Origin of the sequence: Flagellimonas oceani (assembly GCF_011068285.1) — a bacterium.
Lineage (GTDB): Bacteria > Bacteroidota > Bacteroidia > Flavobacteriales > Flavobacteriaceae > Flagellimonas > Flagellimonas oceani.
The window spans coordinates 2238555-2262048 of the sequence record NZ_CP049616.1 but is presented as its reverse complement, the minus strand read 5'-3'; the positions used below and the strand labels follow the sequence as shown (position 1 = coordinate 2262048).

At 44.8% G+C, this 23494-nt stretch carries 19 protein-coding genes; 13 read left to right on the top strand and 6 right to left on the bottom strand.

Going from position 1 to position 23494, the window contains the following annotated elements:
* From GVT53_RS10360 to GVT53_RS10340, 6 genes are all read left to right on the top strand, one after another.
* Complete coding sequence (locus GVT53_RS10360; protein WP_166248576.1) at positions 1–2982, top strand: DNA polymerase III subunit alpha; 2982 nt, start codon at positions 1–3, stop codon at positions 2980–2982.
* 246 nt (positions 2983–3228) lie between these two features.
* Positions 3229–3537, top strand: coding sequence for a DUF6660 family protein (locus GVT53_RS21200; protein ID WP_081894468.1), 309 nt, complete (start codon positions 3229–3231; stop codon positions 3535–3537).
* A gap of 124 nt (positions 3538–3661) precedes the next feature.
* Positions 3662–8035: a CusA/CzcA family heavy metal efflux RND transporter gene (locus GVT53_RS10355; RefSeq protein ID WP_166248575.1), complete on the top strand. Its 4374-nt coding sequence runs from the start codon at positions 3662–3664 to the stop codon at positions 8033–8035.
* A gap of 4 nt (positions 8036–8039) precedes the next feature.
* Positions 8040–9239, top strand: a complete 1200-nt coding sequence (locus tag GVT53_RS10350) for an efflux RND transporter periplasmic adaptor subunit (RefSeq protein WP_119618874.1) — start codon at positions 8040–8042, stop codon at positions 9237–9239.
* Positions 9240–9254: 15 nt separating this feature from the next.
* Positions 9255–9671, top strand: a complete 417-nt coding sequence (locus GVT53_RS10345) for a Fur family transcriptional regulator (RefSeq protein ID WP_067036187.1) — start codon at positions 9255–9257, stop codon at positions 9669–9671.
* Between the two features lie 42 nt (positions 9672–9713).
* Positions 9714–11669, top strand: a complete 1956-nt coding sequence (locus GVT53_RS10340) for a heavy metal translocating P-type ATPase (RefSeq protein WP_067036191.1) — start codon at positions 9714–9716, stop codon at positions 11667–11669.
* A 362-nt stretch (positions 11670–12031) separates the two neighbouring features.
* Here the strand turns inward: GVT53_RS10340 and GVT53_RS10335 are convergent, their stop codons facing one another.
* Complete coding sequence (locus GVT53_RS10335; RefSeq protein ID WP_166248574.1) at positions 12032–12316, bottom strand: hypothetical protein; 285 nt, start codon at positions 12314–12316, stop codon at positions 12032–12034.
* A 237-nt stretch (positions 12317–12553) separates the two neighbouring features.
* Here GVT53_RS10335 and GVT53_RS10330 point away from each other — a divergent pair, with 237 nt between their 5' ends.
* From GVT53_RS10330 to GVT53_RS10300, 7 genes are all read left to right on the top strand, one after another.
* Positions 12554–12907 carry a single-stranded DNA-binding protein gene (locus tag GVT53_RS10330; protein WP_166248573.1) on the top strand — a complete coding sequence of 118 codons (354 nt, stop codon included), beginning with the start codon at positions 12554–12556 and terminating at the stop codon, positions 12905–12907.
* A 62-nt stretch (positions 12908–12969) separates the two neighbouring features.
* Positions 12970–13419 carry a JAB domain-containing protein gene (locus GVT53_RS10325; RefSeq protein WP_166248572.1) on the top strand — a complete coding sequence of 150 codons (450 nt, stop codon included), beginning with the start codon at positions 12970–12972 and terminating at the stop codon, positions 13417–13419.
* 141 nt (positions 13420–13560) lie between these two features.
* Positions 13561–13782 (top strand): hypothetical protein, encoded by a 222-nt coding sequence (locus tag GVT53_RS10320; RefSeq protein WP_166248571.1) that lies wholly within the window; start codon positions 13561–13563, stop codon positions 13780–13782.
* A gap of 305 nt (positions 13783–14087) precedes the next feature.
* Positions 14088–14267, top strand: coding sequence for a hypothetical protein (locus tag GVT53_RS10315; RefSeq protein ID WP_067036202.1), 180 nt, complete (start codon positions 14088–14090; stop codon positions 14265–14267).
* Positions 14268–14739: 472 nt separating this feature from the next.
* Complete coding sequence (locus GVT53_RS10310) at positions 14740–15327, top strand: BfmA/BtgA family mobilization protein (RefSeq protein WP_166248570.1); 588 nt, start codon at positions 14740–14742, stop codon at positions 15325–15327.
* Between the two features lie 2 nt (positions 15328–15329).
* Entirely contained in the window at positions 15330–16349 is a 1020-nt protein-coding gene (gene mobB, locus GVT53_RS10305) for a MobB family relaxase (protein ID WP_166248569.1), read from the top strand.
* A gap of 11 nt (positions 16350–16360) precedes the next feature.
* A complete protein-coding gene (locus tag GVT53_RS10300; protein WP_205791914.1) occupies positions 16361–17947 on the top strand; it encodes a type IV secretory system conjugative DNA transfer family protein in 1587 nt (528 codons plus the stop codon).
* 277 nt (positions 17948–18224) lie between these two features.
* Here GVT53_RS10300 and GVT53_RS10295 read toward each other — a convergent pair whose 3' ends face one another.
* The 5 genes from GVT53_RS10295 to GVT53_RS10275 form a co-directional block, all read right to left on the bottom strand.
* Positions 18225–18527 carry a hypothetical protein gene (locus GVT53_RS10295; protein WP_166248568.1) on the bottom strand — a complete coding sequence of 101 codons (303 nt, stop codon included), beginning with the start codon at positions 18525–18527 and terminating at the stop codon, positions 18225–18227.
* Between the two features lie 443 nt (positions 18528–18970).
* Entirely contained in the window at positions 18971–19885 is a 915-nt protein-coding gene (locus GVT53_RS10290; protein ID WP_166248567.1) for an MvdC/MvdD family ATP grasp protein, read from the bottom strand.
* Between the two features lie 5 nt (positions 19886–19890).
* Positions 19891–20232 carry a hypothetical protein gene (locus GVT53_RS10285; RefSeq protein ID WP_166248566.1) on the bottom strand — a complete coding sequence of 114 codons (342 nt, stop codon included), beginning with the start codon at positions 20230–20232 and terminating at the stop codon, positions 19891–19893.
* Positions 20233–20251: 19 nt separating this feature from the next.
* Positions 20252–20764: a hypothetical protein gene (locus GVT53_RS10280; protein WP_166248565.1), complete on the bottom strand. Its 513-nt coding sequence runs from the start codon at positions 20762–20764 to the stop codon at positions 20252–20254.
* A 61-nt stretch (positions 20765–20825) separates the two neighbouring features.
* Positions 20826–23462 carry a KAP family P-loop NTPase fold protein gene (locus GVT53_RS10275; protein WP_166248564.1) on the bottom strand — a complete coding sequence of 879 codons (2637 nt, stop codon included), beginning with the start codon at positions 23460–23462 and terminating at the stop codon, positions 20826–20828.
* Positions 23463–23494 lie beyond the last annotated feature (32 nt).

Sequence of the window (23494 nt, the reverse complement as noted above, 5' to 3'; positions counted from 1 at the left end):
ATGTACTTGAACTGCCATACCTATTATTCCCTGAACTACGGGGTGCTCTCCGAAACGGAGCTATTGGAACTGGCCCGTTCCCATGGGGTGGAAGTGCTGGCCCTGACCGACATCAACAACAGTTCAGCGGGTATGAACTTTGTGCGCTTGGCCCATGAACAGGGGATACGTCCCATTTTGGGTATCGATTTTCGGAACGGGAATGTACAGGAGTTTGTGGGACTGGCCCAAAACAATGAGGGGTTTCGGGAGATCAATGCTTTTCTTTCCCAGCACCTGCACAAAGGAACACCTATTCCGACTGTGGCCCCAATTTTTGAACATGTCCATGTCATCTATCCTTTCGAGAAGATCCAGGAGGAGGAACGAACGGATTTCCGGGCTTATGAGTACATTGGGGTCTCGGTGGACGAACTACGGAAATTGCGGTTCTCCCGGTATCGGGATTATACCGATAGATTGGTGTTGTTACAGCCCGTGAGCTTTCGTAACAAAAAGGATTTCAATACCCATCGCTTGCTTAGGGCCATAGGCTTGAACACACTATTGAGCAAACTGCCACAGTCCGAGGAGGCCAGGCCCACCGATACCCTTCGGCCCATGGAGGAACTGCAAAAAGCCTTGGCCGATGTTCCCCATATCTGGGAGAATACGCAGCGGTTGATGGACTCCTGTACCATTGCCTTTGGGTTTGGAAGTGAGCGGGTTTCCCAGAACCAGTCCCGTTTTTTGGCGTCCAAGGCCTTGGATGTGGAGCGGTTGCGGGAACTGGCATTGGATGGGCTGCCTCGACGCTATGCCCATCCCACGGAAAAGGTCAAGGAGCGGATGTTCCGGGAACTGCGTACCATTCAGGAACTGGACTTCGTGTCCTATTTTTTGATCAACCATGATATCGTCTCCTATGCCAAGTCCAAAGGGTATCCCTATGTGGGCAGGGGGAGTGGGGCCAACAGTCTGGTGGCCTACCTAATTGGGATCACCGATGTGGATCCCATTGAACTGGACCTGTATTTTGAACGGTTCATCAATCCCTTTAGGGCCTCCCCTCCGGATTTTGACATTGATTTTTCCACCTGGGACCGGGACGATGTCACGGCCTATATTTTTGAACGTTTCGAGCATGTGGCCCTATTGGGAACCTACAACACCTTTAAATACCGGGCCGCTGTTCGGGAACTGGGCAAGGTGTTCGGTCTGCCCACCGAGGAAATCGATAAGCTCAGTGCAGGTCGGTATGAGCAAGGAAGCTTGGACGAACTGGCCCGATTGGTGCTGAAATACGCCACCTATATCCATGGGATGCCCAATTACATCAGTGTGCATTCCTCGGGGATCTTGATTCTGGACCGTTCCGAGCATTACTATTCGGCCACGACCCTGCCGCCCAAAGGGTTTCCGACGGTGCAGTTCGATATGATCATTGCCGAGGATGTAGGCCTGTTCAAGTTCGATATCCTTGGGCAACGGGGATTGGCCAAGATCAAGGAGGCGGTTGAGGTGATCAAGGACAACCGACCCGATGCCATGCTTTGGGACATCAAGAGCGTGGAGGCCATGAAACAGGATGCCAATATCAATCGGCTGTTGAGCCAAGGAAGGGCGATAGGGGCCTATTATGTGGAATCCCCAGCCATGCGGGGGCTGATGAAAAAGCTACGGACCCATGACTACTTGGGACTGGTGGCGGCCAGCTCCGTGATCCGTCCAGGGGTATCCTCCTCGGGGATGAAGGATGAATATATCCGCAGGGAGCGGGAACCGGAACGCCGCAAGGAGGCCAATCCCATCCTGTTGGAGATCATGCCGGAGACCCATGGGATCATGGTCTATCAAGAGGATGTGCTCAAGGTGGCCCATCTCTTTGCAGGACTCGACCTAGGGGAGGCCGATGTGTTGCGACGGGGGATGAGCGGAAAGTTCCGTTCCCGGGAGGAATTCCAAGCAGTGAAACTCAAGTTTTTTGAAAACTGCAAACAAAGGGGGCACGATGCTGCCTTGACCCAAATGGTCTGGGAACAGATCGAGAGTTTTGCGGGTTATGCCTTTGCCAAGGGACATTCCGCTTCCTATGCCGTGGAAAGCTACCAGAGCCTGTATCTGAAATGCTACTTTCCCCTGGAATTTATGGTAGCCGTGCTCAACAATAGGGGAGGGTTCTATGATACAGAGCTCTATGTCCATGAGGCTAAGATGTGGGGAGGAATTATCCATCCGCCCTGTATCAACCGCAGTGATCATGTCAATGTCATCTATGGGAAGCACATCTATTTGGGGCTGGGGCAGCTTCGGAGTTTGGAACGTTTGGTCATCCAACGCATTTTGAACGAAAGGCAACTCCATGGCAAATTCCGAGATTTTGATGATTTTATCGACCGTGTCCCCATTGCCATCGAACAGTTGACCATCTTGGTGCGTATCGATGCCTTTCGTGTCTTTGACGTGCCCAAGAAGCAAGTGCTTTGGCAGGCCGTGTTCAAGACCAAGGCCCATCGAAAGGAAACTATCCAGAAACTGCTCTTTAAACCCAACCACAGGCATTTTACATTGCCGAATTTACCTTCCCATCCTATTGAGGATGCCTACGACCAAATGGAACTTCTGGGTTTTCCACTATGCGGGTATTATGAACTTATGGACGGCAAAGTGAAGAGTAGGCTGACTGCCGGTGATTTTGAGGCCTATGTCAACCAAAGGATCTGGATCTATGGTTCCCTAGTGCATACCCGATTGAACACCACATCCAAAGGGGACACCATGCGCTTTACCACCATGCTCGATCTGGAAGGGCACTTTTTTGACTGTGTACACTTTCCACAAACGATGGCATCCACACCCATTCATGGAAAGGGCATCTATTTATGCCACGGAACGGTGACCGAAGAGTTCGGGCATTTCAGTCTGGAGGTGGTTACGACCGTCAAACAACCCTTGAAACCTGACCCGAGACAAGTGGGATCGGGAGCGCTATTGGCCAAATAAAAGCGAGTAAGGACGTATTCCGATCAATACTGCGCAAAGATAAACCCGGAAAATATTTCTCGGGAAAGGGACGGCATAAGGCCGTTGCCGATGTCACTTTTTTCATACTCTAGTAATGACCTGATATTTTAGGGGGAAAACTCCAATAATGAAGTTTGGAACTACTTTTTATTGGTCCAAAAAGAGTTCCTTTTAAGAACCATTCTTTGCAATAGAGTTGCACTTGGATTTTTTTATCTTTGCCCCGTGAAATTTTTGACAATCATATTAACAATATACTTCTTGGCGCTCAACGTGGTGCCTTGTAGTGATTCAGGGAATGCCTCTGACGATTGCCAAACTGTTTCGGTAGTCGATTCTGACGGCGACCAAGGTGACGATTGTGAACTTTGCTCGCCTTTCTGTCAATGTCATTGTTGCCACGTTCACACCATAGATTTTGGGCTTGTCGCATTTGAACCGTACCAGCCAGAAATCCCAGACGAATTCTTTGCCCATTTTGATGACCTCGGCAAGGATATTCCACCTTCTCTTTTACAGCCCCCTCGGGCATGATCCAGTTTTTATAGGATAAAACTATCCTGTTTTGACGTGACTTTTTCATGGTTACGTCAATATCGTGCGTTGCTTTTCATCAATGCGCCCAGTAAGAATATAAACTGAATCAATACCCTTGTCCATGATCAACAGAATCATTGATTTTTCAATCAATAACAAATTTATTATAGGTCTGCTGACCCTCGCATTGATTGGTGCGGGCGTTTATAGCATGACCCAAGTTCCCATCGATGCCGTACCGGATATCACCAATAATCAAGTACAGGTCATTACCCAATCACCCAACCTGGGAACGGAGGATATAGAACAATTTGTAACCTATCCCGTGGAAGTTGCGATGAGCAACCTACCCAATGTCAAGGAAATCCGCTCTGTTTCCCGTTTTGGGCTTTCTGTGGTGACCATTGTATTTGACGATGAGGTGGGCACTTATTTGCCCAGACAACTTGTAGCCGAAAAACTGCCCGAGGTTCAGGAACAGATCCCTTCTGGCTTTGGCAAACCCGTTATGGGGCCAATTTCAACGGGATTGGGTGAAATCTACCAATATACCCTTGAAGTAGATGATGAACATCAAGGTGAATATTCGGCAACGGAACTGCGAACGATGCAGGACTGGATTGTACGGAGACAGATGGCCATGGTACCCGGCGTGGTCGAGGTAAACGCCTTTGGCGGAAACAAAAAGCAATACGAAGTGGCGGTTGACCCGGACGAACTTCGCGCCATTGGTATTACCATTACAGAAGTGTTCTCGGCCCTTGAAAACAACAACCAGAATACAGGTGGGGCCTACATCGAGCGTAACCACCAAGCCAACTTCATTCGTGGTGAAGGGCTGGCCAGGACCATATCGGATATTGAAAACATGGTGGTCAAGGCCGTTAATGGCATTCCCATCAAAGTGAAGGATATAGGTAAGGTAAGCATGGGAAGTGCGGTACGCTATGGTGCGCTTACCAAAGATGGAAAGGGCGAAGCCGTGGGCGGAATGATCTTGATGCTCAAAGGGGCAAATTCCAACGAGGTGATCGAGAACGTGACCCGACGTGTGGAACAGATACAACGGTCCCTTCCTGAAGGGGTGTCCATCAAACCTTTCCTTGACCGTAGCGAATTGATCGCCGAGACAACAGGCACGGTAACGGGGAACCTTTTGGAAGGTGGGCTTATCGTGATCTTCGTGTTGGTCTTGTTATTGGGAAATTGGCGTGGCGGACTCATTGTGGCTTCGACCATACCCTTATCCCTATTGTTTGCCTTTATTCTGATGAATGTTTTTGACGTATGGGCAAACTTGATGAGCTTGGGGGCAATCGATTTTGGAATCATTGTGGATGGTGCGGTGATCATCGTAGAGGGCACCGTTTTTTTAATGTACTCCTATGTGGTCAAAAAGAATGGCGTTAGTGCAGAAACACGGGATGACATCGCCGCCAAGGCCTCCAAAAAAATGATGAACGCCGCTTTCTTTGGCCAGCTGATCATTCTGATCGTGTTCCTGCCCATTTTGGCCTTGGAGGGTGTCGAAGGGAAAATGTTCCGGCCCATGGCCCTTACCTTCATTTTCGCCATGATCGGGGCCATGCTATTGTGTCTTACCTATGTGCCCATGGTTTCGGCATTGTTCCTACGGCCGCCAAAATCCAAAAAACAATCCTATGGCGATAGGTTCGTGCATTGGATTGAGCAGAAATATGAACCGTTGTTGACCAAATCACTTTCCAAGGCCAAAGTGGTCGTAAGCATTGCCATTGCCATTTTTGCCATTGCCATTTTCGTCTTTACGAGAATGGGCGGTGAGTTTATCCCGCAATTGGACGAAGGTGATATTGCCTTTCACGCGATCTTGAAACCCGGCAGTTCCCTGTCGGAAACCATCGAAACCACGACAAAGATTGAACGTATCGTGAAGGCCGAATTTCCCGAAGCGGAAACCGTTCTCAGCCGTATCGGTGTCGCCGATGTACCAACGGACCCGATGCCCATGGATATCGCCGATGTCTTCGTTATCCTCAAACCAACGGATGAATGGACATCTGCAGAAAGCAAGGATGAATTGGTGGAAAAAATGAAGGAGGCCATCAGTATCGTTCCCGGTGTGAATTTTGAGTTTACCCAACCTATAGAAATGCGCTTCAACGAATTGCTTACGGGTGTTCGTGAGGATGTGGCCATTAAATTGTTCGGGGAAGACCTCGGCATATTGGCAAGCAAGGCCGAGGAAATGGGGGAAATCATTGCCACCGTTCCCGGTGTGGCAGATATGAAAGTTGAGGCCACGGACGGCCTGCCACAAATCACCATTGACTATAACCGCAATAAATTGGCACAGTACGGTCTAAAGATCGAACAGCTCAATAAAGTGGTACAGGCCGCCTTTGCAGGAGGAAAGGCGGGCGTAATCTTCGAGGGTGAAAAACGGTTTGACCTGGTCGTAAGACTTCAAAAGGAAAACCGGCAAGGCATCGAGGACATCCAGAACCTGTTCATCAACCTGCCCAATGGTTCGCAAATCCCATTACGGGAAATTGCCGAGGTAAGTTATGAACCCGGCCCGATGCAGATAAGCCGTGACAATACCAATAGGCGGACCTATGTGGGCATCAATATTCGCGACCGTGATGTAAAATCCGTTGTAGAGGATATCCAAGAAAAATTGGATGCCCAGTTTGACCTGCCCACAGGATATTACATTCGGTATGGTGGTGCTTTCGAAAATCTGGAACGCGCCAGCAATAGATTGCAAACTGTTGTCCCTATTGCCTTGTTCCTGATTTTCATATTGATTTATTTTGCGCTAAAGTCCTTTCCACAGACCTTGATGATCTACCTCGCCATTCCGATGGCCACTATTGGCGGTGTGTTCGCCCTCTGGTTAAGGGATATGCCCTTTAGTATTTCCGCGGGGGTCGGCTTTATCGTGCTTTTTGGCGTGGCCGTTCTGAACGGACTCGTCATGATAAGTGGTCTCAATGAACTGAAGGAAGAAGGCGTGACCAATCTTAAAGGTAGAATTATAGAAGGCACCAAAAGACGGATTCGTCCCATTATGCTCACGGCCTTTACGGATATTTTAGGGTTTCTTCCCATGGCCGTTTCGGCTTCGGCCGGGGCAGAGGTACAGCGACCTTTGGCCACCGTGGTCATTGGTGGCTTGATAACTTCGACCCTCTTGACCCTCTTTATCCTACCCATCTTTTACCAATGGGTCGAGGGACGTTCGGAACGGATGAGGAAACCCGACCCGAAATGGGTTACCCCTGTGGTCATGGTCCTTCTTTTGTTCGCCACCGCACTGCCTGCCAAAATGCATGCGCAAGAAGGTTTTGAAAATGCACGGCAGATCCAGCCTAATGATTCACTGCCCGCTATTTCATTGGAAGAGGCGGTGGAAGTTTCCAGGAAAAACTACCCGCTGTTGAAAGCGAAACAATGGGAGGTCCAAAAACAAACCGCCTTAAAAGGTATGGCTTACGAACTTGGCAATACCCAAGTCTTCACAGGTGGCGAAGAAATTGCGGACGGACAAGGAATTTATACCTTGGTTGGGGTTGGACAACAGAATATCGACCTGTTGGGCATCAGTGCAAAAAGGCGTTTGCAGAGACAACGCATCGCTTTGGCCGAGACAGCTCTTGACCTTTCCGAACTGCAAGTGGAACAGGAGGTCAAAAAGGCTTGGTCAGAAGCCTATCGACAACGACAGAAATTTGAACTGTACCGTGAACTGGATTCCATTTATTCACAGTTTAAAAGAGCAATAGAACTCAACTTCAAGGTAGAGGCCATTTCCCGGCTGGAATATTCATCGGCCACAAATCAGGCCTTACAAATCAACAATCAACTGCAACAGGCCGAAAGTGATTATGCCATTGCCCTGCAAAAGCTCAATCTTTGGTTGGTTTCGGACATCTACTATTCCGTTCCAGAAAAACTTGATGAAAGTGCGGTAACGGTTTTGGGATGGGAAGGGGATTTGGGAAAACACCCAGAGCTGGAACTTTCACAAAGGCGCATCGAGGAGGCCGAGGCGACATACGATGCAGCACGGGCTGACTTGCTGCCTAAGTTCAACCTTCAGGGCGGACTGCAACAGGTCAATGGTGATAGCGGGTTCTACACCTATCAAGCCGGCATTTCGGTTCCTTTGTTTTCAGGTGGACAGCGTAGTCAAGCCAAGGCCGCCAAAATTGAAAGTGAAATCGCAAAGACCAATGCGGATTATACCAAACGCCAGCTGCAATCCGAATATCGGCAGGCGGTGCAAGCCTATCAGAAATGGAGCGCATCGTGGCAATTTTATAGGGACAAGGCCTTGCCGCTTGCCCAAGAGCAGCGCAGGGGAGCATTGTTGGCCTACGCGGAGGGTGCGGTGGACTATGCAGCGTTCACACAGATTATTCGGGATGCCATAAACACGGAAATGGATGCACTTGACGCTCTTGACAACTATCTAGAATCAGTATTTGAATTACAATATTTTAAACAATAGACAAATGAACAATCTTTTTAAATATAACGTTATTGGGCTTGTGGCGATGCTCTTGGTACTTGCTTCCTGTGGGAATTCCAAAGCCGATACTGAAGAAGCAAAGCAAAAAAAACCTGAAATGGACGAAATGCACAAAGAAAGTGAAGCCAAAGAAGCCATGCTTACGGAGGCGCAGTGCCGGAATCTTAACATGAGAATCGATACCGTCGCCCAACGTGTTATGAAGCAGTATGTGGAAGCCAATGGCCAACTGGAGGTCCCACCTCAGAATGAAGCGACCATTACGACGGTCGTGGGTGCCAATGTGGTGTCCATAGAGGTCATTGAAGGCGACAAAGTAAAAAAGGGACAAACGGTCGCCTATTTGTCCCACCCCAATATCATCCAGAAACAGACCGATTACCTGAACGCCTACAGTAACAGCCAGTTTCTGAAAAAGGAATTTGAAAGACAAAAAACCCTGTATGATGCCGGGGTGGGCAGCGGGGCCAACTTTCAAAAGGCCGAAGCGGAATACCGGGCATCCCAAAGCCTGGCAAAGGGATTGGAAGCACAGTTGCAACAATTGAACATTGGTGCGTCCGGGGTGAGAAACGGTACGATTTACCAACGGGTGGCATTGCGAAGTCCCATTGAGGGATTTGTCCAAAACGTAGCGGTGAAGACCGGACAGTATGTAGAACCGCAGACCGACCTATTTGAAATCGTTGACACCCATCACGTCCATGCCGATTTAATGGTGTTTGAAAAGGATGTGTACAAAGTAAAGGTAGGGCAGCAAGTATCCTTCAATGTACAATCCATTCCCGGAAAGGAACTTACTGCGAAAATTTATTCCGTAGGGAAAACTTTCGAGCAAAATCCCAAAGCGATACACGTCCATGCTGAAATCGAGAACAAGGAAGGGCAGCTGATTCCAGGGATGTATGTTGAAGGACGGATTGAAATCCAAAAATCCGAGACCGTTGCGGTGCCTGAAAGTGCAATAAGTTCGAACGAGGGAAAGAAGTATATTTTTAAAGCGGAGCGTGAAGGCAATGACTGGAGCTTCAAACCTGTCGAAATTAACACAGGCCCAAATGACGGGGATTGGGTCGCCATCGATTTTGTAGATTCCGTTGGGCCAAATACTACATTTGCATACAACAATGCCTACTATTTAATGGCCCAAATGAAAAAAGGGGATGCGGGACATAGCCATTGATAAAATTACAATATGATGACAGAAATTGAAAAAACATTGGAAAACAAAGGTGTACGCCCAACGGCGATGCGTATTTTGATCTATAAATATTTGGCTGAAAAGGAAGTGGCCATTGCCCTGACCGATATGGAGAACGCTTTCTCAAAAGCGGACAGAACCACATTGTACCGGACCCTGAAGACCTTTGAGGAAAAACGCATTGTGCACCAAATAGATGATGGCACCAATATTTCAAAGTATGCCCTGTGCGAACCAGGTTGCAATTGTGAAATGGAACAAGATCTGCACCTGCACTTTCATTGCGATAACTGTGATGAAACGGTCTGTCTCACTGAGCATAAGATTCCCCATATCAATCTACCTGATGGGTATGTGGCAGAAAATGCCAATTTGGTCATTAAGGGAATCTGCGACAAATGCAGCGGTCAATAAATGCACTTCCGTTGCACGAAACTAATTACGACCTTACCGTCTATGAAAAAGAAAAAAGTAAAACTACGTGATCTAGGTTCAAAGGAACGCCAGGGCGAAAGTGGCCATAACCATGGTGGTCCTGAAGGTGTATCTAAATTCAAGACCTATTTACCGGCCATTTTCAGTTTTGTAATGCTCATCATCGGCATTGCAGTGGACTATTTTGATGCTTTCCCGTTTTTCAAGGGCTGGATAAGGATTATATGGTACACCCTTGCCTATTTGCCTGTTGGTTTCCCTGTCATCAGAGAAGGTTGGAACAGTATAAAGCATGGTGATTTCTTTACTGAATTTTTCCTGATGTCCATTGCCACTCTAGGGGCCTTTGCCATAGGCGAATACCCAGAGGGCGTGGCCGTAATGTTGTTTTACGCCGTGGGCGAACTGTTCCAAAATGCAGCAGTCAATCGGGCAAAGGGAAATATTAAGGCCCTTTTGGATGCGCGACCGGACGAAGCTTTGGTGCTTCGTAACGGGAATTTCGTTACCGTAAATCCCCAAACCGTCGAGATTGGCGAAAGGATACAAGTACGTGTGGGGGAGAAAATCCCCTTGGACGGCATTCTCTTATCCGAAAGAGCTTCTCTCAATACGGCGGCAATTACTGGCGAAAGTAAGCCCGATACGATAAATAGAGACGAAAAAGTCTATGCCGGAAGTATTAATCTCGAGGGTGTTATCGATGTAGAAACCTCCAAAGAATTCAAGGATAGTTCCATCACTCGAATCTTGGATATGGTACAAAACGCTACAGCCAGAAAATCAAAGACAGAACTGTTCATCAGAAAATTTGCAAGAATTTATACGCCCATTGTAGTTTTCCTTGCCATTGGATTAACGTTCTTGCCCTACTTTTTTCTAAATGACTATGTATTTAAGGATTGGCTTTATCGCGCTTTAATATTCCTTGTCGTTTCCTGTCCCTGTGCCTTGGTCATTTCCATTCCGCTCGGCTATTTTGGTGGTCTGGGAGCGGCATCCCGAAATGGGATTCTTTTCAAAGGTGCATCTTTTTTGGAAGCAATCACCAAAGTGAACACGGTAGTGATGGACAAAACGGGAACCGTTACCAAAGGGGTTTTTAAAATCAAGGAGATCAAGACCGCGCAATTTGAGGAAGCCAAGTTTATGAAATACCTGATGGCCATGGAGGAACAATCTACCCATCCCATAGCAAAAGCAATTTTGGAATACAAAGCCGAAGGCACGGATATAAAGGCAACCGATGTATCGGAAGTTGCAGGAAAGGGATTAAGGGGAACGGTCAATGGGAAAACAGTGCTGGTGGGCAATAAAGCCCTAATGGCCTCAAACAACATTGATGTACCTTCAGAAACCGATGATATTGTAGATTCTATTGTAATGTTGGCCATTGATGAAAAATTTGCAGGCTATGTTACCATTGCAGATGAACTCAAGGAAGATGCCCATCAAGCCATCCAACAAATCAGGGATGCCGGGATTTCGAAAATCATAATGCTTTCGGGTGACAAAGATTCCATAACGCAACAAGTCTCGAAAAAGTTGAACTTTGATTGGGCAAAGGGCGGCCTGTTGCCAGAAGATAAGCTCGGCGAAGTCGAAGAACTCAAAAAACAATCAGACACCAAAGTGGCCTTTATGGGCGATGGCATTAATGATGCGCCCGTTCTGGCCATCAGCGATGTGGGCATTGCCATGGGAGGCTTGGGTAGTGATGTGGCCATTGAAACAGCAGATGTCATCATTCAGACCGACCAACCGAGCAAGATGGCACGAGCCATTAAAATAGGACGCTCCACCCGAAAGATAGTTTGGCAAAATATTGGGCTCGCTTTTGGCGTGAAGGCATTTGTGCTCATCCTTGGAGCGGGAGGCCTAGCCACGATGTGGGAAGCAGTTTTTGCTGATGTGGGGGTTGCCTTATTGGCAATATTGAATGCTGTTCGACTTCAGCGGATGAAGTGGAACACTTAGTTTCAAAGAGGAACCATTTTTGGAGGCTATCTTATTTTTCAGCCGTTGTTGGCAGCCCCATGGTTCGCCAAGACCTTCGATAAAATTGTACATGAGAGGCTTCGCAGGTTGTGTCACCCAAACAACTGTCCGTGTATTGGAGGGGACTTCAGGAAGGTTAGGGGTCTGATTCTTCGAGAAACGGCGACAGGACTTATGAGACAATATGAAAGCTTCCGGGCATAAAAAACCGTATCCGAACAATTACGAAATGCTTATCACTGTAGATGAAAAATAATCCGGTCGTAGGGTAACTCCAATACGTTTGTTCCCTTATTGTCGTAATGTTTGATGAAACTTCATTTGGCCAGAAAGGAAGTCGTTCAAACGGATTTTTGGTGCGCCCTTCCTTTGCAAACCCTTCTTGGGGTTTTGCCTGTTAGGCCGCAAATCCGCTTGTCCGCCCAACAAATTTTAAGGGGTCCATAATAAAAGAAGCCCTCGTTGTTTTTCGGGGCATCGAAAAACAGGGCAGTGCCCAAGGACTTCCCATCAGGACACCATCGCCTGCACTCGCTTAACTTCCCGTACGCTCCCTTGCCAATGGGTCGGATGGAATTCCTAAGGCCCTTATCGAACCTGTCAAGGCCAAGGCAGGTTTTGTCCACAAATAGGGTTTCCACTTCCTTGAAAACCTAAAGGTTTTGCTACGTCGCGGAGCCTCCCGATTTCTGTCCAAAAGCCTTGACAGAACCCCCTTCTTTTATTGTGCTGCGCACGTAAGAAGCAAACAAACGCCCCTTAAAATTTGGGAAACAAAAACCAAAAAAATAAAGGGGAAATTTTTAACCCTGTTTGCTGATTTATCCATACTGGAAGATAGCAGGCCTTTAAAACTTTTTATCATGAGTACATTGAGAAACAAAGTGCAACTTATTGGAAACGTGGGGCAGGATCCCACTATCACAGACCTTGACAAAGGGAAACGTGTGGCACGGTTCACCATGGCCACCAATGAACATTACAAAAACTCCGAAGGGGAACGGGTGACCAACACCGAATGGCATACCATCATCGCATGGGGAAAACTGGCCGACATCATCGAGGGCTTCGTGACCAAGGGCAAGGAAGTTGCCATCGAAGGGAAATTGACCTCACGTTCCTATGAGGACAAAGAGGGTACTAAAAAGTATGTGACCGAGGTAGTGGCCAGTGAGATCCTGCTTTTGGGCGGGGGTGATAACAATACCACCGAGTAAATGGATAGGGGGTGTCCAGTCTTTGGGCATCCCTTTCTTTTTTCATCCTTAACACATTTGAAATGGAACACCGTGTCAATGAAATACAGATCAGTTATCGGGAAAAACTCAGCACGCTGAAATCCCTTTCCGTGACGAACTCCAATGAGGTGGCGAATCTATTGTTCCAAAATTGGGACAACAAGACCATAGGCCTGCACGAAACCTTTAAGATCGTGCTGCTCAACCAGTCCAATAAGGTCAAGGGCATTTATCCGTTATCCCATGGAGGCATCACGGGAACCTTGGTGGATATGCGTATCCTTTTTGCCATTACGCTAAAGACCCTTTCGGTGGGAATCATCCTTGCCCATAACCATCCCTCCGGGCAACTTAAGGCCAGCGAACCTGATAAGCAATTGACCCGAAAGATCAAAGAAGCCGCTCAGCTTTTTGATGTCAAGATTTTGGACCATATTATCCTTGCCCCTGATGGACGATACTACAGTTTTGCGGATAATGGAATCTTATAATCCAATGTTCATAGAAGTGAATATGGAAATGACCCATCTTGAAATAGGGTCGGAACTGCAACATGATCTTGGGGATTATCCCGATGGTTTTGATCCTAGCCTTTATGATTTGTAAACAATGAATTTCTTTAGCATTGAATTATGGTCTATTTGAATTTTACCAACCTTGATAGCGAGACCCAGGAACGTTTGCTTTCCAGTTCCAAAGAGGATGTGGAAAGCCGTTCCGGGACCGAATTGCGCCAATTTGCAGAAACCCACGATAAGGACTATGATGCCTTATTGGAAGATGCCCGCCCTGAGCGGAGTCGAAGGGAAGCTTTGCGAAACCTATACCATTATGATTTCGTGTTCAATATGTGAACCCTTAAACCCACCATCCAAGCCCATCCACCATGATGGGCTTTTTTATGGGTTCATGGTTGGTTTTTAGGTGGGTCGAACACCCAAAAACCAATATGGGAAATTCTTGTTTGTAAAGTGCCGGGCAACCCCAAAGAATACCTATCCCTTATTTGACCGCAAGTTCGCCCTTCAAAAATGTTCCCATCAAAAGACTACGGCATAAACCGTTCGTGCCTCACTATTTATTCCGTTTCCTTTTGAGCTGAAATTTTTGGGAAGTGCGGGGATGCCCTCAAATAATCGATAATTTAAAATCATGTATTATGAAAGCAATTGTAAAAAAGTCATTGGAAATCCCTGCAAAGAAACATCCAAAGAAAAGCGTTGTCAAAAAGACAGCGGATGCCACGGTGGACAAAACCTACTCCTTGGTGGTCAATCTCTGGATATTTCGGTATGAGTATTACAGGGAACAGACCAATACTGTTCCATCGGAGGACTGACGGGAACAAGACCCTTGAAAAAGGGTCTTTTTTTTGGCATTCCCGTGGAACTCCTGACGTTGTGGAAACCCAAAAATGGCAGTTTTATTTATGTTGCGGGCAAATGATGCCATTTGCCCGCAGAACGCATTTTTGTGCCTGATGGAATGTGGGTATATTTAAGAGGCTACATCGTAGCAAAGTTTGCACGGCAACCCAACTTGATCTGACTTTCCAAAAGTCCGTGCTCCATAGGGTAAAATAGGATAAGGGACGGCTGTCTTTTTAAGATGGTTTGTGCGATGCTTTTTGGGCCTTTGGCGCAAAAAGGAGAAGCAAGAGGATAGCGTGCTGGCGCAACGCTACCGATCATAGTTGCTCCGCAAGGCCCCTGTTTATGGGGGTTTTGGGTATTTTATAAAATTTTGAGCTTTTGGTTTTTGTTGAAAAAATGGGCCGGGCCCAGTAAAACCAAGGAATTTTTGTTGAAAAAATGGATAAAGGATACGAAAAAGAGACGTTTGCGGGACTGAGGATCAAAATCTCGGTGGCCCTGAAATTTCGGAGCTTTTCCAAACGGCAAGGAAAGTCCCATTCCATGACCTTGTTGGCCATGGTGGAGTTCTTTGACCATAATGGCATATCGCCCGATGAACGGATGCACGAGACCATTGCAAGCCTTAAATATCTGATCAAACGGCGATTCAATGCCATGGTGGCCATTATGCGCAGTATCGAAAAAGAGCAGACCCTGCCCACGGTCAGTATGATACAGGCCCTTTTCCAGCAGGAACTGGAGTCTGAAGACGGCGAGGAATGGGAAGGGGACTTTGATTTTTTTGAAAAGCAGCTGACCGAGATCAATTCCCCTACCAACCCAGAACTCTTGGACAAGGAGACCACGGTGCCCAAGATCGTACATGAGCGCCTGAAGGAACAGTTGGAAGAATTGAAAGCTGATTTTAACCATGTGCTGGACCATGTGTCCGTGGCCAAGAACCGTTTCGGAAAGGACCACCTCAAATTGGACCTCAAACCAGGGGCCATTGAACAGTACCGCACCAAACTCAAAAATCTATAATCATGTACATCGCCATCACAAGACAACATTTGGGGGATAAATATCACGGCAGTGCCAGTGATTTTGTCAAGTATCTCGAAAAGGAGAACGAAGGTAAGGCCTTAGAAGAGCAAGAACTCTTTTTCAATCAAACAGAAAATGACATCGATGCCCAAAGGGTCGTTGCCGAGATCGATGCCAATACCTCCAAACTCAGCAAGAAAGATCCCAAGTTTTATTCTATCATGGTCAGTCCCTCCCAAAGCGAGCTCAACCATATCGGCAACGACCCCGAAAAGCTGAAAGAGTACAGCCGGGAAATCATGAAGACCTATGCAGCCTCCTTTTATCGGGACAAAGAGGTGACGGTCAAGGATGTGCTCTATTTCGCGAAGTTGGAAAGGGAACGCACCTATTCCGAAAAGGACAAGAAAGTCAAGGAGAACCAGGCCTATGCCAGCAAGATCTTGGAGCTGCAACACCAGGTCAGGGCCATCAAAGAAGGTAGGGAGCAAGGGGACATGGCCAAACTTAAGGAAAAAATACAGGTCTTGGAAACGGAGGCGCCCCATAAACAAAATGGCAAGCGCATCGTTCCCGGAATGACAAAGGAAGGCCACCAGAGCCATATCCATATCATCGTCAGCCGAAAGGATATCACCAACGCCCATAGCCTCTCCCCAGGATCCAAGTTCCGGACCTCGGAAACCACCCTCAATGGGGAGAAGGTCAAACAGGGGTTTGACCGGGACAAATTCTATCGGGCGGCGGAGAAGAGCTTTGACAGACAATTTGGGTACCGGAGGAACTTTGTGGAGACCTACCATGCCCGAAACCTCTTGGACAAGGATCCCAAACAATTCTTTGCAACCCTTTTAGGGCTTCCTTCCAACGAGAAACAGGCCGCCAAACAATTGTTGTTCAAGGCAGGGGTCAAGGTGCCGAGCATCCCCACGAACCAAGCTCAGTTGGCGTATAAGACCCTAATGCAACTCAAAAAAGGTATCGGAAAAGCCCTGGAGTCGGGATCGATTGGAATTTAAATTGTAGTGATATGGAAAATATAGGATGGATTGGAATAGTTTCAGGTTTGGTAATTGGAGGTGGGGTTTCATTTGTACTGAATCGCTTTCTCAAATATGGGTTTGTGATATGGTTTTTGGGCATTGTTCTTTTGGCTCTGGCCAATGGTTTACTTTGGGGGTGGGATGAATTTATAAAGGGGTCATTGGTCCATTGGTTGCCGCTGTTTTTTGTCCATGTGGTGATCTATGGTTTGGTGGACCACTACAAAGACGATAAGAAACCTTCCAAAGTTTTTGAAGTGAAAATGAAGGTCAAGGGTAGGCCCTTGGTGCTGGGAAACATTCGGCGTGGGGTATCTGTGATGGCCTCTGCAGGAAGCGGAAAGACGGAGAGTGTCATCTATAATTTTTTAAAGCATTTTCAAAAGGAGCATTTCTCCGGGGTCATCCACGATTACAAGGATTTTGAGATTACCGAAATGGCATATCCCTTGTGGAATGGGGAGCAGATCCCCTTTAAGATTGTTTCCTTTGGCCCCATCTATAATCGGGTCAATCCCATCGCACCCCGATACCTGCGGGATGAGGAAAGTGTCCATGAGGTGTCAAGGGTGCTATTGGAGAATTTGATGGAACATCGGTACTCAGATGACAACAGTACTTCCCGTTTTTTTAAAGATGCTGCCGAAGGTTTGATCAGTGGATTGATTTGGCGGTTGAAAACCGATTATCCGCACTATTGCACTTTGCCGCATCTAATGGCTGTTTTTCAACAATTGGCCACCAAAAGTTTGATTAAGTTTTTAAAAGGGAACATTACTTCGCGGGCCATGGCGGATGCCTTTATCAGTGGTATCGGGTCCGAACGGCAAACTGCTGGAGTGCTCAGCACCTTGGCCAATGGATTTAAAAAGATCAGTACCCGGAAGATTTTCATGGTGCTTTCCAAAGATGAGATTTCCTTGGATATTAATAATGAGCAGCACCCATCTGTTATAGCCTTGGTGAACAATCCCCAAAAGGATGCTTCCCTTTCCCCAGTGATTGCCACCATCATCCATACGATTTCCAAGAAGATGAGCCAACGGAACCGGAAACCTTCCTTTATGTTGTTGGAAGAGGCCTCGACCTTACGACTGTTGAACATGCACCGCATACCGGCCACTTTGCGGAGTTATGACATTGTTAGTGTCTATGTGCTGCAGGACAAGATCCAGAACGATATGATGTACGGGGAGAAGGCTAGTAAAGCGATTCTATCCAATCTCTCTTACCAGTTCTTCGGGAAAGTTAATGACCCGGACACGGCAAGATACTATGAGCGGTTTTTTGAGTTGGTCAAGATACCGACCCGGAGTGTGAGCAAAAGTTCAGGGTTGAACTTGGAAAGACGTATCACGGAAGGGGAGAAGGAAGTATCCAAAAGAAGGGCCGAGGTGTTCTTTCGGTTGAAACAGGGGGAGTTTGTGGTGTTTGCTGATGGGAAGGATAGAAAGGTAAGGTTTGTTAAACCAGAAATTCAAAGAGGATTGCCTAATCCTTTAGAGGTTACTGAACTGGAATTGGAACAGCATTATTTAAAGGTACACCATGATATTGGTACTATTTTTAAGTGAAATAAAGGGATTGTTTTAATTGTTCTTGATAAAATCCAAGACAAAGTCGGCCCTTTCCTCAATCATGGTTTTGGGTATTTGCACAATTTAGTTTAGATATACCTGATAGGTTAAGATTAGAATTCTTTAAAAACCAAATTTCATTCAAGGATTTTGATAATGTCAATTAATTAAATGTCATAAATATTGCCTTTTGCATTTTGAGACGATTGTATGATTTGAACAGCAGAGAATTATCGCAATAAATTAATCTATAAAATTTTTGGATTGAAGTTATTCAATCAATTTTAGCCTTGGACATTGTATCTATCTTGATTGAATCATGGACTTTTTCAAAATCTCTTTTCGTTGTATTTTCTAAAAACTCTTTTTTAATTGGTGTTTCCAAGGGTTGTTTGGTGCCATTTTCACTTTCTTTACCGTTGATGAACAGAAGCGATGCACAGAGAAAAACTACAAGTACCGCGGTTGACACTATACCAAATTTGAAAAAATGATATCCCCTTATCAGATGGGTTGCCTTTCGGTTGTTCATTTCGATGTTATTATTAATGCAATACAACGCATCCTTGATTTCCATCTGCATGAATTTTTTTTCACTCAAAGATTGGTGGTTCAATATGGTCATTGGGGACTTATACCCATAATTGAACTTCTTTACATTGAAATTTTTTAACGAGTTGATTATCGCTAAAATGTAGCACAGAAAGCACATGATTAACAACATTATGAAAACAACCCGAAAAATAATTTGTGCATTCAGAACGGTTTCAACGATGAAGGGAACGAACAAACTCAGTAGTGCAAATACAAGCCCTGTTTGCGAAACCAATTGTGCGGTCTTATTTTCAATCATTAACAACCTTGAATTCTCCTCGGATTCCATTTCTTTTAGATAGGATTTATGTAACTCCAATTGCTCTCTCCTTAGATTCCGATAATCATTTTTATCATAATCAAAGGGTTTTTTTGATTTCAATTGCCGGGGTAAGAAAAGAAATTTGAAAAAACTCATGGGATAATTTAAGTCAGACCATTTATTATTGCCTCGGATATTTTTTGGCCTGTTTGCAATTCAATCCATGCCCATTGACCATTAGGGTTCAGTTCTAGAAAAAAATATTCATTTTCCATTGTCTTTATCATATCGATGGCCCCAAATCCCAATTTGCATTCCTTTACCAGTTGAACACACTTCTTTTCTATTGTTTTGGGTAGTCTAGTTTCCCTGAAATCCAATTTTTTCCGTCTCCAATCCACCTTGGTGGCCTCATCTTCTTGGCTATCAACAGCGGCGGCAAAAACCTTGTCTTTTACTACAGTGACCCGAATTTCATATTCCTTTTGTATGTTTTTTTGGAGAATACAAGGATTCATATCGAACGAATCAAGGTCTTTAATTACATCCTCCCCAACCACATTTGTAAAGATAAATCCTGGCTGGTCCTGATAGTCAATCCGCGTTTTGGAAATTGGCTTGATGACAATGCTTCCATCATGCTGATCATAAAACGTTTTGACCATGTCCCTTTTGTTCGTAATCAAGGTCGGGGGGATATTAAATCCCAGACCTTTGGCTTTCTTTAATTGTACTGTTTTGTTTTCTGCAAAATAGATGTGTCTGGGTTCGCTTAACCATTGACAATCAATCGATGATACTATATTTTGAACAAGTGCATCGTACTCCCCCAATAAATATAACCTTTCTTCCTCGGACACACCTTGGATTTGAGGGAGCTTTGTTCTTCGGAACCAACCCGACGTGAACGTTTTGAAACCTTTAAAGTTGAAATTAAAGGTATAGTTAATTTCAAAGGCATAATCCTGTGAAATCAAGTCCTCACAGTTCAATCTTTGGTACGGAATATTCCTTTGGTTTAATTTATTAATAAGGAAATCTGTAGTATAATCGGTTCTATGGGTTATAATAAGAATCATACCTGTCAAACATCGGAATCTGCTGCCTCATCATACGTCCTTGTGGCCGTTGAAGTATCCATCATTTGGATAAGGTGGTGCAAATTGTTGTCCAAATCCGTGGATTCCATTTGCGTATTGGTACGAGTTGCAGTGTCCATATAGGAGGCCTTCAAGGAGTCATCCGAATCGGAAACTTCTACATAATCTTTTGTCCCAGTGCTGGTATCCATGGATAGCACATCAAAAGCGGGCAATCCCGTTTTACGGTCTACGGATAAATTTAGGTTTTCATCGTAATACAACACTGAATCATTAAATCCATCCTCAGTGCATTGTTCCAAAAATTGAAATGTGATTGGCTTCATAAAAGGCAATTTATTAGCATTAAAGATTATACTTCATCAACATATTGATTTGAGCCAAATCATACTCATTAAAGGTAATCATATCACGTTTCAATAAAAAACAATAGTCCATTAGCTCATTGACAAAACAGATGGGTGGTTTGCTGGCATGGGTGCCCTTCCAGCCTTTGGAATTGATTTTTTCCCTAATGGTAACTCCAACAAAAAACTGACCTCTTTGTCCGTGTACTTTCATGCCATTACGATCAGAGGTATAAACTGTAATGCCATTTGTGTCCATATGTTTTGCCTCAAAGTTGAAGACATTGACCAACCATTCATGGGTTAGGTACAATGGGACAAAATTAGGTTCGGATGTCTTCTCCTTTTTGTTTTCATATTCAAGGATTTCCTCCAGAACCGCTGTGTCCACCAATACTATTCTTTGTTGCCGAATATTATAAATAAGGTGGCCGACCTTTAACTTGTCCAGTAATGAATTGTGGTAACTTAGTTCCGGGTTGGTATAATGTTCAATATTGTATTTTTCCATTTTTTAGTTTAATTCTTTCAGCCACATACTTTGATGGTCCAAAAGAACGATTGATTCATAACTATGCCCTTCGCCATACCTGGGATGCCACAACCTCCATGGCTGGAGGGAATTCAAATTCAAACTCAATTCCATCTTTCCCAGAAGCTTCCAATTGCATTGCAAATTCTTGAAATTCATCGATAAATTCAGAAGTTAATTGTCCTTCATCCTTCTTCATTTTCATATCATCAAGAAATGACATAAAGTTGGATCTATTGCCAAATATATCGTTTACAATACTTTCAATGCCTAATTTATTTGCCTCTGTTAATCCATGGGGAGTTTGTATGAACCTAATCAGAAATTGATCTAGATGATCCTTGATGAAAGCGATAAAAATGTCATTAGCCTCAGTAAACCGAACCCTTCTGGACGTTCGTGAATTGGGACCTGAGGGATCCCATTCTGTGACTAGGCAATATCCGTAATAGTTCCAAACATCATCATCAGGGAAGCGTACTGTCTGAGTATAATTTTTAAAGGCTCCGATAAGCAAGGCTTTGATTTCCGGTTTACTGAGAATCCATTGATCCCCATGGTAATAGCTGTACCATCTATTCAGCAAACAGGCACGAAACTCCAAGGAGTAATCTTCGAAGTTGAGCAACTCAATTGTAAACGCTTTTAAACTTTCCCGTTTTCCATTATAGAATTTCTTTGAAGTTCTTTCTTCATAATCCCCAATCACATTTCTTAAATTGTCCAAATCATAGCCATAGAACCCTATGGCGTGTTCCTCTTTTTCCATGGGTATGCTGGCTAGAAAAAAGATTGCACGTATAAATTTTTCGAATGACGCCCTATCCGGGAGATTATAGATACTTACCTCATAAAACCGTGCGCGTACCGCATCCAACTTGCCTTCTCCGTTCCATCTTGAAATTGCATCCTGTATACTGTCCAAATCTTTTCCAATCTCAGATTTGAATACCTCCTCTGAAATTTCGTGTTCTTGCAACATATCCTGGAAATATCGATAATAGTGTGAGGGGAAAACAATGGATAGATGGCTTTTCGATGCATAGGTGTTGTTCGTAAATAGGTCGGATACCAGCTTTTTTAAATCATTCAGGGAATCATCCCCCATATTGAGCACCTGTGTTGCATGGATCCCCAACCTTGATTCCTCGAATTTTCTAAAACGGATGGCTAGTCCGGTCTTATTCTCGCCCTCATATGCCAATAACAGGGCATCCCGGGCCACCCCACTGGCACTGTGTGTATTCTGTGAAGGATGTAGGTAGTAATAAGAATCCAAAAATAGTATTCTGTACACATCATAAAATTTGAATTTCAAAAGTTTGACGTTGAGATAGTCCTTAAAGTCCACTTCTTGTTCCATTTCCTTGTACTCTCTAAGGAAATTTTTTAGAAACCGTTTTACATCGCGGATATGTTTTAGGCAAAAGTTTCCTTTGTCCCTGGTCAAGTAACGTACTAAATAACCAAAGTAATTGTCAATTTCTTGTTTTTTTGAGGGAAGTTCTTCCTTTAACCGATCAGCGAGATACTTCTTGATCTTGGCCTCCGTAATTGGTAAGAGGTGCTCTTCCTTGAGAAAGATTTTTTCTGCGAAGGCATCGTTTTTAGGTATACCAATTTTATTCAAGGATTCTGAAATATAGGTCTTGTCATAGGCAACCAGATATATGAAGTTGTCAAAATTGGCAGTGTTTCTTATCAGTTTCAATATCTCAAATACTTCATCCGCCTTTAACCGATCCATATCATCCAGCACAATCAAAAACTTTTTCCCCAAGTTTTTCAAAGAAATGTTGATCCGCTTAAAATCTTCCGTGACACTATTGTCTTTGCCGAATTCCAAAAGATGCCCTATAAACTGAAAAAAGGAACTTGGGCTTGATTTCAAAATGTTTCTGGAGTACTTGCCCATATCCATATAGATATCAAAGCTGTAGGGACGAATTTTCAATCGAAGAAGTTCAAAAAACTCTTGTATTATTGTGTTTGTGCCCAAGTTCAACCATGGATTGAAATTTAATACCAATAAATCCTTTTGATCCCTTTTGCTGATTTCACGCTCAACTAAATTCAAAAATGAGGTCTTGCCGGATCCCCATTCACCGGTTACCCCAAATGCTATGGAATTCTTATTTGTAGCTGCAACGATTTCATCAACAAGTAATCGGACCTTGGGCATACGTTCCAATACATCCTCCTCTTCATCATCTATGGGTTCATCCACCAATCCAGAAGATTGGCTGACTTCAGGGCCCTTCTTGCCTTTCATTTGATTAATAGGCCTAAGAATCACCAGCAAAAAGCAATACAGCATGACTATATCCAAATAAGCAATTTCCGAAATCAGATGAAGGCTGGTAAACTGATATCGAATCGAGAAAAATCGGTAGTAGATGTAAATCCCCAGTACAAAGATCAACACAGCTGAATATCCCTTTCCCAAATCGGTAAGTTTGGTGAATTTTCCCTGGATATCGTAACACATCCAGATTAAAAAACCAAGTAGTGTAAGGTCAATAAAAATGTTGGATTGAACTTGGCCAAGAATTGGCTTCACTATTAATGAATTGAATACGTCTTCCAAAGGATTCTGAAAGATGATTACAAGTCCTATGCCCAAAAGAAGCAACCTGACCTCTTTCTTTATCATATTCTTGGCAAACCAATTTTTCATAGTTTGACACCCCAATCTTTAGGATTTTCACA